9 protein-coding genes are annotated in these 15,310 nt (G+C 37.4%); all 9 read left to right on the top strand.

The window, feature by feature from the left end; translation table 11 throughout:
* The first annotated feature begins 5 nt into the window (after positions 1 to 5).
* On the top strand, positions 6 to 1,343 hold the full coding sequence (locus ACFQ13_RS12195) for a cytochrome P450 (RefSeq protein WP_386119444.1): 1,338 nt from the start codon (positions 6 to 8) through the stop codon (positions 1,341 to 1,343).
* Positions 1,340 to 2,269, top strand: a complete 930-nt coding sequence (gene queG, locus ACFQ13_RS12190) for a tRNA epoxyqueuosine(34) reductase QueG (protein WP_386117701.1) — start codon at positions 1,340 to 1,342, stop codon at positions 2,267 to 2,269. The genes ACFQ13_RS12195 and queG overlap by 4 nt, the downstream gene beginning before the upstream one ends.
* A 133-nt stretch (positions 2,270 to 2,402) precedes the next feature.
* Positions 2,403 to 4,688, top strand: a complete 2,286-nt coding sequence (locus ACFQ13_RS12185; protein WP_386117699.1) for an NADP-dependent malic enzyme — start codon at positions 2,403 to 2,405, stop codon at positions 4,686 to 4,688.
* 183 nt (positions 4,689 to 4,871) lie between these two features.
* Positions 4,872 to 5,453 carry a Holliday junction branch migration protein RuvA gene (gene ruvA / locus ACFQ13_RS12180; RefSeq protein WP_386117697.1) on the top strand — a complete coding sequence of 194 codons (582 nt, stop codon included), beginning with the start codon at positions 4,872 to 4,874 and terminating at the stop codon, positions 5,451 to 5,453.
* The gene (gene sov / locus ACFQ13_RS12175; protein ID WP_386117696.1) at positions 5,453 to 12,766 is read left to right on the top strand and encodes a T9SS outer membrane translocon Sov/SprA; all 7,314 of its coding nucleotides are present in this window, start codon (positions 5,453 to 5,455) and stop codon (positions 12,764 to 12,766) included. The genes ruvA and sov overlap by 1 nt, the downstream gene beginning before the upstream one ends.
* Positions 12,767 to 12,830: 64 nt before the next feature.
* On the top strand, positions 12,831 to 13,211 hold the full coding sequence (gcvH, locus tag ACFQ13_RS12170) for a glycine cleavage system protein GcvH (protein ID WP_386117694.1): 381 nt from the start codon (positions 12,831 to 12,833) through the stop codon (positions 13,209 to 13,211).
* A gap of 22 nt (positions 13,212 to 13,233) precedes the next feature.
* Positions 13,234 to 13,566 (top strand): VanZ family protein, encoded by a 333-nt coding sequence (locus ACFQ13_RS12165; RefSeq protein WP_386117691.1) that lies wholly within the window; start codon positions 13,234 to 13,236, stop codon positions 13,564 to 13,566.
* Between the two features lie 66 nt (positions 13,567 to 13,632).
* On the top strand, positions 13,633 to 14,361 hold the full coding sequence (locus ACFQ13_RS12160; RefSeq protein ID WP_386117688.1) for an energy transducer TonB: 729 nt from the start codon (positions 13,633 to 13,635) through the stop codon (positions 14,359 to 14,361).
* A gap of 116 nt (positions 14,362 to 14,477) precedes the next feature.
* Positions 14,478 to 15,272 carry an energy transducer TonB gene (locus tag ACFQ13_RS12155; RefSeq protein WP_386117685.1) on the top strand — a complete coding sequence of 265 codons (795 nt, stop codon included), beginning with the start codon at positions 14,478 to 14,480 and terminating at the stop codon, positions 15,270 to 15,272.
* Positions 15,273 to 15,310: the final 38 nt, after the last annotated feature.

Genomic DNA, 15,310 nt, shown 5'->3' with positions numbered 1-15,310 from the left:
ATATGATGAAAGCCAATAACAACATACCCGTAGTGCCCTTGCATCGGTTCTTTAAACATTCTTTAGAAATTTTAAAGAACCCTTTACCATTTCATCATCAAAATTTTGAAGCACAAGGCGATGTTTTTAGGCTCAAAATCGGATTCTCCAATAGTGTGGTTTTTGCAAGAGATGCGGCCTTTGCAGAATATGTGCTAAAGAAGAACCATAAGAACTATACCAAATCTAAAATTCAAACTGAAGATTTAGTAAAGTACGTGGGGACGGGCTTATTAACAGCGGAAGGAGAACATTGGAAAAAGCAACGTAAACTCATTCAACCGGCCTTTCATAAAAAACAATTAGCCAATCTTTTGGACAGTATTAAAGGCGCTATTACTTCAGAATACGATAAAATTATTCCGAATAAATCCCTTGACGCCTTTCCTATTTTAAATGATTTGGCGTTTCAAGCTGTGGTAAAATCACTGTTTAGTTCTGCTGCTACGGAAGCCGATATTAATAGATTGCAATATATCACAGAGGCAGCTCAAAGAATGTTGGTTAAAGAATTGCGCCAACCTTATTTAGGGTGGTGGTTCAACTTTAGTGGAGAAATTAAAAAACATATTGAGCTTACTGGTGAGGCACGTCAAATTCTAAAGCGCATTGTAAAGGAACGTCGCGCCTCCAAGCTTAGGGAAGATGACTTATTAGACATGTTATTAGATGCTCGGTATGAGGATGGCAATCCTATGGAAGAGGAGCAACTCATAGATGAGATTTTAATTTTATTTACCGCGGGCCATGAGACCACCTCAAATGCCCTTACGTTTATAACACAACTTTTGGCTTTACATCCGGAATGGCAAGACCGAATTTTGAAAGAACGCGAAGCGATATTAGAGCGTACGGATGACCTTATGGATTTAGTAACCCAGTCAAAAATTTGCCAGCAAGTTATAGAAGAAGGCATGCGTTTATATCCTCCCGTTTATTTTATTGACCGTGTTAACAAAGAAACTGATACGTTTAAGGGCTTACATTTTGAAGCCGGATCTAACCTCTTGTTTTCTGTCTACGAAATACACCGTCACCCGAAATTATGGGAGCAACCAGAGCGTTTTTTACCCGAACGTTTTAGTGAAGGCGGCCGAAAATTCTCATCACAATATTTCCCTTTTGGTGCGGGACCCCGAAAATGTATTGGTAATAATTTCGCCATGTTTGAAATGATTATCGCTATTTCAGAATTGGTAGGTAGGTATAAAATCAGTCCAAACTTTAAAGACATCGCCATTACCCCATTAATTACCTTGAAACCTAAAAATGCATGGTTAAGCTTTGAAGCGCGTACCCTATGATCAATAACAAAACCCGCTATACCGAGTTGATAAAGTCCGAAGCCAAACGCCTCGGCTTTTTGTCTTGTGGCATCAGCCAAGCTGGGTTTTTGGAAGCAGAAGCCCCACGATTAGAGCGTTGGCTTAAAGACAATAACAATGGTGAAATGCGTTATATGGAAAATCATTTCGATAAGCGTTTAGATCCTACTTTACTCGTAGAAGGTTCCAAAAGTGTGGTGTCTCTGTTACTGAATTATTATCCGGAAGATGTACAAACCGAGGATTCCTATAAAATTTCAAAATACGCTTACGGTAACGATTACCATCATGTTATAAAACATAAATTAAAGTCGCTCCTGTATTTTATTCAAGATGAAATAGGAGAAGTTGGGGGGCGTGCCTTTGTCGATTCCGCTCCGGTCTTAGACAAAGCGTGGGCGGCAAAATCTGGATTAGGGTGGATTGGTAAACACTCTAACTTATTAACTCAAAAAGTAGGATCGTTTTATTTTATTGCCGAGTTAATAATTGATTTAGAATTAGATTATGATACGCCTGTAACCGACCATTGCGGAACCTGCACCGCCTGTTTAGACGCCTGCCCCACGGAAGCTATTACCGCACCTTATGTGGTGGATGGCAGTAAATGTATTTCGTATTTTACTATTGAACTCAAAGAAAATATTCCTTCAGAATTTAAAGGACAATTTGAAGATTGGATGTTTGGTTGTGACATCTGCCAAGACGTTTGCCCTTGGAATCGTTTTTCGAAACCGCATAACGAACCCTTATTCAATCCGCATCTTGAATTACTGGGGATGACTAAAAAGGATTGGGAAGAAATTACAGAAGACACGTTCAGAAAGGTGTTTCAAAAATCAGCTGTAAAACGCACTAAATTTTCAGGCTTAGAACGGAATATTCGTTTTCTTAAGGAGGATTAGGTTGTAAGCCTATGATGATAAGGCCTGCACCGCATTCAAAGTTCACTTAAAACTCGTAGGTCCTTTTTTAAGAATAAAGCTATCTGTAGCCAAGACTCAAATACTTATATTTGTAGCTTAATCCAATTAGATTATGAGCAAACAAAGCAAACGAAGAGAAGCCTTAGTATACCATGCTAAGCCAACTCCTGGAAAAATAAAAGTCGTACCGACTAAAAAATATGCATCACAACGCGATTTATCTTTAGCCTATTCTCCCGGTGTGGCAGAACCTTGTTTAGAGATTGCCAAAGAAGTAGAGAACGTTTATAAATACACGGCTAAAGGAAATTTAGTCGCCGTGATTTCTAACGGAACGGCCGTATTAGGTTTAGGAAACATAGGTCCTGAAGCCTCTAAGCCAGTTATGGAAGGGAAGGGATTGTTATTCAAAATCTTCGCCGATATTGATGTTTTTGATATTGAGGTAGACACGGAAGATGTCGATGCGTTTATAGAAACTGTAAAAAATATAGCACCTACTTTTGGGGGTATTAACTTAGAAGATATAAAAGCGCCAGAAGCGTTTGAAATTGAACGTCGTTTAAAGGAAGAGTTAGACATTCCGGTAATGCACGATGATCAGCATGGTACCGCTATTATTTCAGCGGCCGCCTTAATCAATGCCTTAGAACTTGCCGAAAAGAATATAAAAGACGTAAAAATTGTGGTCAGTGGAGCAGGTGCAGCCGCTATTTCATGTACACGTTTATATCAAGCCTGTGGTGCAAGTAGAGAAAACATCGTAATGCTCGATAGTAAAGGAGTGATTCGTGATGATAGAGATAATTTAACGTCACAAAAAGCGGAGTTCGCTACCCATCGTAAAATCGATACCTTAAGCGAAGCTATGCAAGATGCAGATGTATTTATTGGCTTATCACAACCTGATATTGTAACGCCAGAAATGCTCTTGTCCATGTCCGTAAACCCTATTGTTTTTGCAATGGCGAATCCGGTTCCTGAGATTAACTACCAATTGGCTATTGATACCAGAGATGATATTATCATGGCTACCGGACGTAGTGACCATCCTAACCAAGTGAATAATGTCCTTGGATTTCCTTTTATATTTAGAGGTGCTTTAGATGTAAGAGCAACAAAAATTAACGAAGCTATGAAAATGGCAGCCGTTAAAGCCTTATCTGAATTGGCAAAAGAACCAGTGCCTGAGCAAGTGAATATCGCTTATGCTGAAACCCGATTAGCCTTTGGTAAAGACTATATCATTCCAAAACCATTCGATCCAAGATTAATTGCAGTTGTACCTCCAGCAGTAGCTAAAGCCGCTATGGAAAGTGGTGTGGCTAAAGAACCTATTGAAGATTGGGGACGTTACGAAAATATATTATTAGAACGTTTAGGTTCGGATAATAAATTGGTACGTATGTTATTAGGACGTGCTAAAGCCAACCCTAAACGTGTGGTTTTCGCAGAAGCCGATCAGCTCGATGTCTTAAAAGCCGCGCAAATTGTGTATGAAGAAGGGATTGCACATCCTATTTTATTAGGACGAAAAGAAACGATTGTTGCCTTAATGGCGGAGTTAGAATTTGATGCCGATGTGCCAATTGTAGATCCTAAATCTGATGAAGAGACGGAGCGTAAAAATAGATATGCTAAGGTGTATTGGGAAAAACGCCAACGTCAAGGGGTGACGATCTATGCTGCACAAAAGAAAATGCGCGAGCGTAATTATTTTGCGGCTATGATGGTTAATGTAGGCGATGCAGACTCACTAATTACAGGATACTCTCGTAATTATCCGTCAGTGGTAAAACCAATGTTAGAATTGGTAGGTATGGCAGACGGCGTATCTAGAGTAGCAACGACTAACTTAATGATGACGGAACGTGGTCCGATGTTTTTAAGTGATACTTCAATAAATATTGATCCTTCAGCACAAACCTTAGCTAAGATTGCTAGAATGACTTCGCAAGTCACAAAAATGTTTGGTATAGAACCTGTAACGGCTATGATTTCTTATTCTAACTTTGGTTCTTCTGAGAATCCAAGAGCAGAGAAAGTCAATGATGCTGTTTCATACTTACATAAAGCGTATCCGGATATGGTTGTAGATGGCGAATTGCAAACCGATTTCGCGTTAAATGCAAAGATGCTACAAGATATTTTTCCGTTTTCTAAATTGGCAGGGCGTAAAGTGAACACGCTTATTTTTCCAAACTTAGATGCGGCCAATATTACTTATAAGCTTATGAAAGAACTGAACAAATCAGAATCTATTGGGCCAATAATGATGGGGATGCGTAAACCAGTGCATATTTTGCAATTAGGAGCCAGTGTAGATGAGATTGTTAATATGGCGGCTATTGCTGTTGTAGATGCTCAAGAACGCGAGAAAAGGCAAGCTAAATATTAAAAGATGTTCTGTTCTATAGCTTAGAACTAAAACCATAAATTACTTTAGACGTAAATGCTCACATTCTGTGGGCATTTATGTTTTATAGCTGAATTATAGCGTTTTCTCACTTTCATACTAGTCCGGTATTCACTAGAATGAAAATAATTTTATTACATTTGGTTTTTTAACTTTTCTTTATAAATGATTACACATATAGAAGGCAAGCTCGTAGAAAAAAATCCAACAGATATTGTCATAGATTGCAATGGTGTCGGTTATTTTATCAACATATCATTACATACGTTTTCGCAAATTCCAGATCAAGAAAAACTCAGAATCTACACGTATTTATTGGTACGCGAAGATGCTCAAACTCTTTATGGGTTTTCGTCTAAGGTAGAACGTGAAATCTTTAAATTATTAATTTCTGTAAGTGGTATTGGTGCTAACACGGCAAGGACCATGTTATCATCCCTATCTCCAGATCAGGTAAAGGAAGGAATTGCAAGTGGCGATGTGGCCTTAATACAAAGTGTAAAAGGGATTGGTATAAAAACCGCACAACGTGTTATCATAGATTTAAAAGATAAAGTGTTAAAAGTCTTTGATATGGACGAACTTTCGCTAGCCCCGAACAATACGGACAAAGAAGAAGCGTTATCAGCTTTAGATGTTTTAGGTTTTAACAAAAAACAGTCTGAAAAAGTTGTAGATAGAATATTAAAAGCCCAACCTGATGCCCAAGTAGAGCAGATTATTAAAGAAGCTCTAAAAAATTTATAATGCAATTGAATACACCTAACCATAAGCAAAGCGTCGTTTCTAAATGTTATTACCTATTAGCATTTATGATGCTCTTTGGAAATCTTGCCCTCGCTCAGGAAACCGAAACGGAGAGCGAACAAGATTCTACGAAAACTACATTTGCCTTTGGTAAATTAAACATGCCCAATCCTAGTAGTATCGTTTCTAAGTATACCTATGATCCGGTATTAGACCGCTATGTCTATTCAGAAAAGATTGGAAATTTTAATATCAATTATCCCTTAATTCTTACACCAGAGGAATTTAGAAAATTAGTTTTAGAAGAAAAACTAAAAAATTATTATAAGAAAATGGCCGATGCTGCGGCAGGCCAAAAGGAAGGCGCAGAAGAAGATCAAAAGAATTTACTACCTGAGTTTTATGTCAACTCAGGCCTTTTTGAATCTATATTTGGAGGGAATACCATCAATATTATTCCTCAAGGTTCTGTAGAAGTCGATTTAGGAATTCTGTATTCAAAACAAGATAATCCTTCACTTTCGCCTCAGAATCGTTCGAATTTCACCTTCGATTTTGACCAAAGAATTAGCCTAAACTTATTGGGTAAAGTAGGAACAAAACTTCAAGTGACTGCTAATTATGATACCGAGGCAACTTTCGATTTTCAGCAGGTTGTAAAATTAGAATATACACCAACCGAAGACGATATCATCCGTAAGATTGAAGTGGGTAACGTGAGTATGCCACTAAACAGTTCGTTGATTACCGGAGCGCAAAGTTTATTTGGGGTTAAGACCGAATTGCAATTTGGAAAAACAAGAGTAACAGCGGTCTTTTCTGAACAACAATCCGAATCAACCTCAGTCGTAGCTGAAGGTGGGGGAACGGTTGAAGAGTTTGAGTTCTATGCCCAAGATTATGATGAAAATAGACACTTCTTTTTAGCGCAGTATTTTAGAGAAACTTACGATAAAGCCTTATTGCAATATCCGTTTATTGATAACCAAGGTCTGCAAATTACAAGGGCAGAAGTTTGGGTGACTAACAGAACCAATGAAACCGAAAATGTAAGGAATATTGTGGCGTTTCAAGATTTAGGGGAGTCGTCACCAGAAAATATCGGATTAGATCCTTTACCAAGTGGATTTATTAATAGCCTTGGGGCTAAACCAAATAACGCAAACAATGATTTTGACCCGACCAACATCGGAGGGGCAGGCTCACTTTTAACTGAATCGGTTAGAAATATCACCAACATTCAAGGTGGTGTTAACGTGTCTATTCAAGAAGGTTTTGATTATGGGAAACTAGAATCGGCAAGCAAATTAATAGAAGGACAAGATTACGTTTTAAATGATAAGTTAGGTTACATCTCTCTAAGCCAACGTTTATTGAATGACGAAGTTTTAGCCGTAGCCTTTCAATATACCATTGGTGGCCAAGTGTATCAAGTGGGAGAGTTTGCTAACGATGGTGTAGATGCGACTACGGTAGATGATACTACAGGAAATACCGTGGTAAGCAATCAGAGTTTAGTCTTAAAAATGCTGAAGAGTGCGGTCACTTCTGTAGAGCAGCCGATTTGGGATTTAATGATGAAAAACATCTATGATACCGGTGCTTATCAGTTGGATCAAGAAGATTTCACTTTAAACATTTTTTATACCGAAGCGTCCGCTGTAAACTATATTACTCCAGCAACAAGTAATGGAGTAGAGGTGCCGTTTCCAACCTTTGATAATAACACGCCTAATGATACCAGTGATGATTCACAAATTAGTGAAACACCTTTAATACGCCTTTTTCACCTCGATAAATTAAATTATAACGGTGATGAACAAGTCCAAGGGGATGGCTTTTTCGATTTTGTGGAAGGGGTCACCATACTTGCTCAAAACGGGAAGATTATTTTTACAAAAACGGAACCTTTCGGGCGTTATTTATTCGATGTTTTAGATGATGATAATAACTCCAGTAACAATGATTCTGATTATGAAGATATAGGCGATACCCAAAGTGGATTTAACGTCAATCAGAAAAAGTACGTTTACGATATTCTCTATAAGTCTACCAAAACAGCGGCTTTAGATGAGGCTGATAAAAATAAGTTTCAAATTAAAGGACGTTATACCAGTAGCGGTAGTGATAGCGGAATTCCAATTGGAGCATTTAACGTAGCTCGTGGGTCGGTAACCGTTACCGCAGGAGGCCGAACGCTTATTGAAGGGGTAGATTATACCGTAAATTATACCCTAGGTCGTGTAGAAATTTTAGATGAATCGCTTATCGCTTCAGAGACGCCTATTAATATTTCTGTAGAGAATAATGCGGTCTTCGGACAGCAAACCAAACGTTTTACGGGGGTTAATGTAGAGCATCAATTTAATGAGAATTTCCTTTTAGGGGCAACCTTACTTAATCTTAACGAAAGTCCGATTACGCAAAAAGCAAATTATGCGTCAGAACCTATCAATAATACCATTTTTGGGTTTAATGGAAACTACTCAACGGAGGTGCCTTTTTTAACCCGTATGGTTAATAAACTTCCTAACATTGATACGGATGTTCCATCAAGTCTTTCCTTACGTGGGGAATTTGCGTATTTATTACCAGGCTCTTCTAGTGGTGCAGATTTTAATGATGAAGCTACCGCTTATATTGACGATTTTGAAGGGACACAAGGTTCTATTAGTTTATTAAGTCCGCTGTCATGGAGTTTATCAAGTAGACCTCTAAATTTACCTAATAACATTCCCGGTATCGATGGTAATGGTATAGAAAATGGCTATGGTAGAGCATTATTAAACTGGTATACGGTAGATCCTATTTTTTACAGTACCCAAAGACCTAGTGGCATTACAGATGATGATGTTTCAGATTTATATACACGCCGTGTTTTTATAGAAGAGATTTTTGATCAAGACATTGTACAAGGGCAAACCTCAGTTATCAATACTTTAGATTTAGCCTATTACCCAGCAGAACGTGGACCGTATAACTTTGATCCTAGTGCCGCCAATGGGAATAACTTAAACCCTTCAAACAGTTGGGCGGGGATTACAAGACAAATTACCTCTACAGATTTTGAACAAGCCAATGTAGAGTATATTGAGTTTTGGGTGCAAGATCCATTTTTAGATAATCCTTCTAACCCAGGCGGGAAGTTGTATTTAAACTTAGGAAACATTTCTGAAGATGTTCTTAAAGATGGAAAAAAACAATATGAGAATGGTTTACCAGATGATGGTGATGTCTCTATGTTCGCTCGAACGGATTTTGGTAGTGTGGTACCAGAAAACCAATCGCTAGTTTATACGTTTGATACTACTGGAGACGAGCGTACCAATCAAGATGTTGGATTTGATGGTTTTATTGATACGGAAGAAATTGCAGAATTCGGCGCAGAATTTGGTGAAGACCCATCTAATGATAACTATACCTACTATTTAAATACCGATGGAGATATCTTTGAGCGTTATAGAAAATATAATGGTACGGAAGGGAATTCGCCAGAGACTTTTACAGATACAAACCGTGGGTCTACCACCCAACCTGATGTAGAAGATATCAATAGAGATAATACCATGAATACTATTGATAGTTATTATGAGTATGAAATAGATATTACCAATGCGTCCTTAAGTCTTACAAATCCTATTGTAAATGATATTAAAGAAGAGCAGGTAACCTTACCTAACGGAGACACAAGAGATGTAAAGTGGTACCAATTTAGAATTCCTATTGATGATAGTGATATTCGTGAAGCTGTTGGTGGTATTTCAGATATCAGATCTATTCGTTTTGCGCGTTTATACTTATCTGATTTTACACAGAATACCGTACTGCGTTTTGCTACTTTCGATTTGGTACGTAGTGATTGGAGACGTTACACTTTAGATTTAGATAACGATTTAACCAACGATAGTCCTAATGTAGAATTCAATGTTGGTGTGGTAGGCGTTCAAGATAATGCGGGCTATTTAAGACCACCAGGGGTAGAGCAAGAGCAGTTAAATAACAACAACACCATTATAGATCAGAATGAACAGTCCTTAGTGCTTCAAGCTTGTGATTTAGCGCCAACGGATTCAAAAGGAGTTTATAAGAACATCGATTTAGATATGCGTCAGTATAAAAAACTACGTATGTTTATTCATGCAGAAGCTCAAGATGGTCAACAGCTAGAACCTGGTGAAATGGTTGGGTTTATTAGAATGGGTAATGACTTTACCGAGAACTACTATCAAATTGAAGTTCCTTTATTACCAACCTCTGATGCCGAAGGGAGTTTAAGAGAACAAACCTGGCCAGAGCAGAATGAAATTGAAATGCCTTTAGAGTATTTACAGACTATTAAATCTTTAGGAATTTCAGCAGGAACCTTAAGTAATGAGGACGCGACGATTTATAACGTTATTGATGGTGAACTAGATGAAACACCTTTAGGGTCACTAAACACACCGTATAATGATATTGTTGGAACTGAAAAACAACAACGTATTGCCATAAAAGGAAATCCGAATTTTGGAGATATTAGAGTCTTGATGGTTGGGGTTAAGAATTCAGGTTCTACGAGCATGAACTCCTGTGGTGAGGTTTGGTTTAATGAGCTGCGTATGTCTGATATGGATAACGAAGGCGGTTGGGCGGCCATATTAAGTATGGATACTAAAATTGCAGATTTTGCAAGCATTAATGCAACAGGAAGTAGAAGTACTTCTGGTTTTGGAAGTATAGATCAAGGTCCAAGTGAAAGAAGTTTAGAAGACACACAGCAATACGATTTTGTTACCAATGTACAATTAGGACAACTGTTTCCTAAGACGTGGGGCGTTCAGTTGCCATTTAACTATGCGCAAAGTGAAGAACTTATTACCCCAAAATACGATCAGTATTATAACGATCTTACCTTGCAGTCTAGGATAGATGCCGCGACTACAAGTGAGGAGGCTGATGAGATTAGAGAGCAATCAGAAGATTATACCAAACGTCAAAGTATTAACTTTATTGGGGTTAGAAAACAGAAAACAAGAGATACGGAAAAGCACTTTTATGATGTTGAAAACTTAACCTTAAATTACTCGTATAATAAGGTGGAACATCGCGATTTCGAAATTGAAAACGCTTTAGATCAAACCGTAAGAGCGGGAGCGAATTATGTATACGCTTTTGAGCCTGTTAAAATTGAACCGTTTAAAAAGAACGATTCTTTATTCACCAGTAAACATTGGAAGATTTTAAAAGATTTTAATTTCAACTTACTGCCTTCAAGTTTCTCTATTAATTCAGATTATAACCGACAGTTTAATAAACAGAAGTTTAGAGAAGTCGAGTTAACAGGAGACAATATTGGTATTGAAGAATTATTCAGAAGAGATTATACGTTCGATTTTCAGTACGCCATTAACTATAACTTATCGGATGCCTTAAGTGTTAACTTTACTGCAGCGAATACCAATATTATTCGAAACTATTTTATCGATAATCAACTGGACGGCCTTCAAGATCCGGAGCTCGATGTTTGGGATGGCTTCTTTGATTTTGGAGATCCTAATTATCAAACACAGCAAATTCAGGTGAATTATGAATTGCCATTATATAAAATTCCAGCGCTTAGTTTCTTAAGAAGTACTTATGCGTATAGCGGAGCATTTCAATGGGAAAAAGGATCAGATTTATATAGCAATTTAGAAATAGAAAATCCAGATACCGGAGAATATGAAACCGTGAATTTAGGAAACTCTATCCAAAACTCTAATACGCACAATATTAATGCGACTCTTAATATGGAGACCTTATACAAAACCTTAGGGCTCGTAAAAAAGGGGAAACAAAAATCGAGAGCACGAACACGAAGTACTGTAGCGAGCAGACGTACGCCGTCACCTAATCCAGCAGCATCAGAGGAGGAAGACAAGCCAAGCGCTGGTGAAAAAGCCTATAATACTTTTGTGAATATTGTTACTATGGTTAAACGTATGCAGTTTAACTATTCAGAAAATAACGGAACTTATTTACCAGGGTATTTACCAACTCCAGGATTTATAGGAACGCTAAAACCTACGGTAGGATATACCTTTGGTAGCCAGAGCGACATTAGAAGCATTGCTGCAGAAAACGGTTGGTTAACCACCTATGAAGATTTTAATGACCAGTACACGGAAGTGACCAATCAAAGTTTAGATTACTCTATTAACCTAGAACCGTTAACAGATTTAAAAATCGACTTAACCGGAAATAGAACTTACGCAAAAACTACTACGGAAAGTTTCAATACAACAGATACTAACGCCGATGGATTAAGTGATGAGTACAATGATTTAATTACCAATTCTTACGGAAACTTTAGTATTTCAACAGCGATTATTAAAACAGCCTTCGGAAAAAGTAATGAAAACCAATCGGATGCTTTTGATGATTTTAGAGCTAACCGATATATCGTAGCCAACAGATTGGCTAAAGAGTTTTATGGCGATACGCCTTATGGTACGGATGCAGAAGGTTATCCTGAAGGTTTTGGTAAAAACAGCCAAAAAGTACTATTACCAGCATTCTTAGCGGCATACCATGGGTCGGATCCAGAAAGTGTAAATACAGGAGCCTTTAGAGATGTGCCAATTCCGAACTGGAATTTAAAGTACACCGGACTTATGAAACTGCCTTGGTTTAAGAGAACCTTTAAGCGTTTTTCTGTGCAGCATGGGTACCGCTCAAATTATACCGTGAATCAGTTTATCACCAATTTAGATTATCAAGATTACGATCAAGATTTAGGTTTTACCGATCCTAGTAACGCAGATGCTTTAGACCAATCGGGTAACTTTAAGAACGAAACCTTATTCAGCAATATCAACTTAGAGGAACAGTTTAGTCCGTTAATTAAATTAGATTTTGAGATGAAGAATTCTATCAAAGTCTTAGCTGAAATAAAAACCGATCGTTTATTGTCTTTAAGTTTCGATAATAACTTACTTACCGAAATTCAAGGTAAAGAGTTTACGTTAGGCTTAGGTTACCGTATTAAAGATTTAAGAATTAGATCAGAGCTAGCAGGACCAAAACAAATTATTGTGAGTGATTTAAATATGAGTCTTGATGTGTCGGTAAGAGATAATAAAACAATCATAAGGTATTTAGATTTAGAAAATAATCAGATCACGGCGGGACAAACCATTTGGGGACTTCAATACAACGCTGATTATGCCTTCAGTAAAAATCTATCGGCCATCTTTTATTTTGATTATACCTTCTCAGAATTTGCCATTTCTACCTCATTTCCGCAAACCTCAGTACGATCAGGAATTACATTGCGATATAATTTTGGAAATTAATCTTGAATTGAAGCTATTAAAAAATTACATTTGTATCTAATATATAATTATACCACCCTATAAAATGAATATACCAGCAGAATTAAAATACACCAAAGATCACGAATGGGTTAAAGTTGAAGGCGATTTAGCTATCGTTGGAATCACAGATTTTGCCCAAGGCGAGCTTGGAGACATTGTCTATGTAGAAGTAGATACTTTAGATGAAACTCTAGAGGTTGATGAAGTCTTTGGTACCGTTGAAGCTGTAAAAACCGTTTCAGATTTAATGTTACCACTCTCAGGTGAGATCGTAGAATTCAATGAGAACTTAGAAGACGAACCTGAAAATGTAAACACAGATCCTTACGGAAAAGGTTGGATGATTAAATTAAAATTTTCAGACGCTTCTCAAGTCGATAATTTATTATCTGCAGAAGACTATAAAGCACACATTGGTGGTTAAAAAAGGGCTTTTACTAGTGTCGGTGGCTTATACATTGGCATTGGTCATTGCAAGTTTAATCACACTGACTTCAGTGCCTAGTTTGGGCTCATCGATAGATGATAAAATTTATCACATCGTGGCCTATTGCTGTTTAGCCTTATTTTGGGGGCTTTACACTAAAACGTTAAAAATTAGATATTGGTATCTAATGATTGTTGTGGGCGCTATTGTCTTTGGATTTGTGTTAGAGTTGTTGCAGTACTTCCTAAACCCTAATAGAAGCTATGATTTGCTAGATGTTATAGCAAATAGCATCGGAGCGGTTTTTGGTACGTTTATTGCAAGTCAGATTAATACATATAAATTAAATTAACCTTAAGCCTTGTTTATTTTACTATTTATTAGTTAAATTAGCGATGTTATATTTAAAAAGAATATTATGGAACCTAAAAAGAACCCGAAATCAGACGTAAGTAGAAACAGTTCGCTGTATTTTGCTGTTGGTCTAGCCTTAATGTTGGGTATTACCTATATGGCGATCAATTATAAAACCTATGATAAGGCTGATATCATTGCGGATACGCTAAATTTAGATGATGAATTAGAGGAAGAAGTGCCAATCACAGAACAGATTGTAACCCCTCCACCACCACCTCCACCACCACCAGCAGCACCGGAAATTATTGAAGTTGTTGAAGATGAAGAGGAGATTGAAGAAACAGTGATAGAATCTACTGAAACAGAAATGGAAGCAGAAATTGTGGAAGTTGAAGAAGTTGAGGTTGCTGAGGTAGAAGAAGATTTAGAGGTTCCTTTCTCTGTCATTGAAAATGTTGCCGTTTTTCCTGGATGTGAAAAAGAAAAGGGAAATGCAGCTAAAAAGAAATGTATGAACGATAAGGTGAATAAGTTTATCGGAAGAAAATTTAATACAGATTTAGCAGGTGATTTAGGTTTACCTCCTGGAAGAAAAAGAATTTTCGTACAGTTTAAGGTTGATAAGTCGGGTAACATTACTAATATCGTAGCTCGTGGTCCTCACCCAGGATTAGAAAAAGAAGCTAAGCGTGTTATCGGAGGTTTACCTAAAATGAAGCCAGGTAAGCAAAGAGGAAAGCCGGTAGTAATGCCATTCTCTATTCCTATTGTATTCCAAGTACAAGACTAATACAACATAGAATTTTTCTTATATAAAAAATCCCGTTCAAATTAATTGAGCGGGATTTTCGTTTTGGTATGCTTATTGTGATTTTATCATAATATTAACATTTAAACCAAAGTATTATGAAAAATTCTAACAAAGACTTTAGTGTTGCTGGTCAGAGCGCTACTAAAGCAAAGCCATCACAAAAGCATGATGCAAATTTACGAAAAAACTCGAGCCTTTATTTCCAAATAGGGCTCATCCTTTGTTTATTGGCTACCTATGCCTTATTTGAAATGCAATTTGAAGAAAGGAAATTACGACTTAACCACGATACCGCAACCACCGAACCCGTAACCATAGATGTGGTGCCACCTTTCCAAGTTGAGTCTATTAAACCTCAGGTAGTGAAATCAGCTCCGACTCCCGACCTTAATGATGATCTTAAGGTGGTTGAAGATGACCAGCCTATAGTAGATCAGGTTATTGATCTTCCGGATGCTAAAACAACGGATGTAGAAACGCCAATAGATATTGATGATGTTCCTGAAATTGAAAAACCTTCAGAACCGTTAGTCGTAGATTTTGTTGCCGTGGAAAGCGTTCCCGTTTATCCCGGTTGTGAAAAATATGCGTCCAACAACGAACGCAGAGCATGTATGTCTGAGAAAATTTCGAAACTCCTTAATAGAAAGTTCAATACTAGTATTGGCGCCTCTTACGGAATGTCAGGAAAACAACGCATTTTTACCCAGTTTACTATTGATAAGAACGGTAATGTTACCGATATAAAAACGAGAGGGCCGCATCCGGCGTTAGAGCATGAAGCCGATAGAGTGATTCATAAAATTCCTAAAATGAAACCGGGAATACAAGGTAATAAACCTGTAGGTGTGGTATACTCGCTACCAATTATCTATCAGATTAGAAATTAAAAGTTGTAAGATTATAAGACTAAAGAAACCGCTATAAT

Origin of the sequence: Winogradskyella rapida, assembly GCF_042675845.1 — a bacterium.
GTDB classification, from domain to species: Bacteria; Bacteroidota; Bacteroidia; order Flavobacteriales; family Flavobacteriaceae; genus Winogradskyella; species Winogradskyella rapida.
This window is presented reverse-complemented; position numbering and strand designations above follow the sequence as displayed.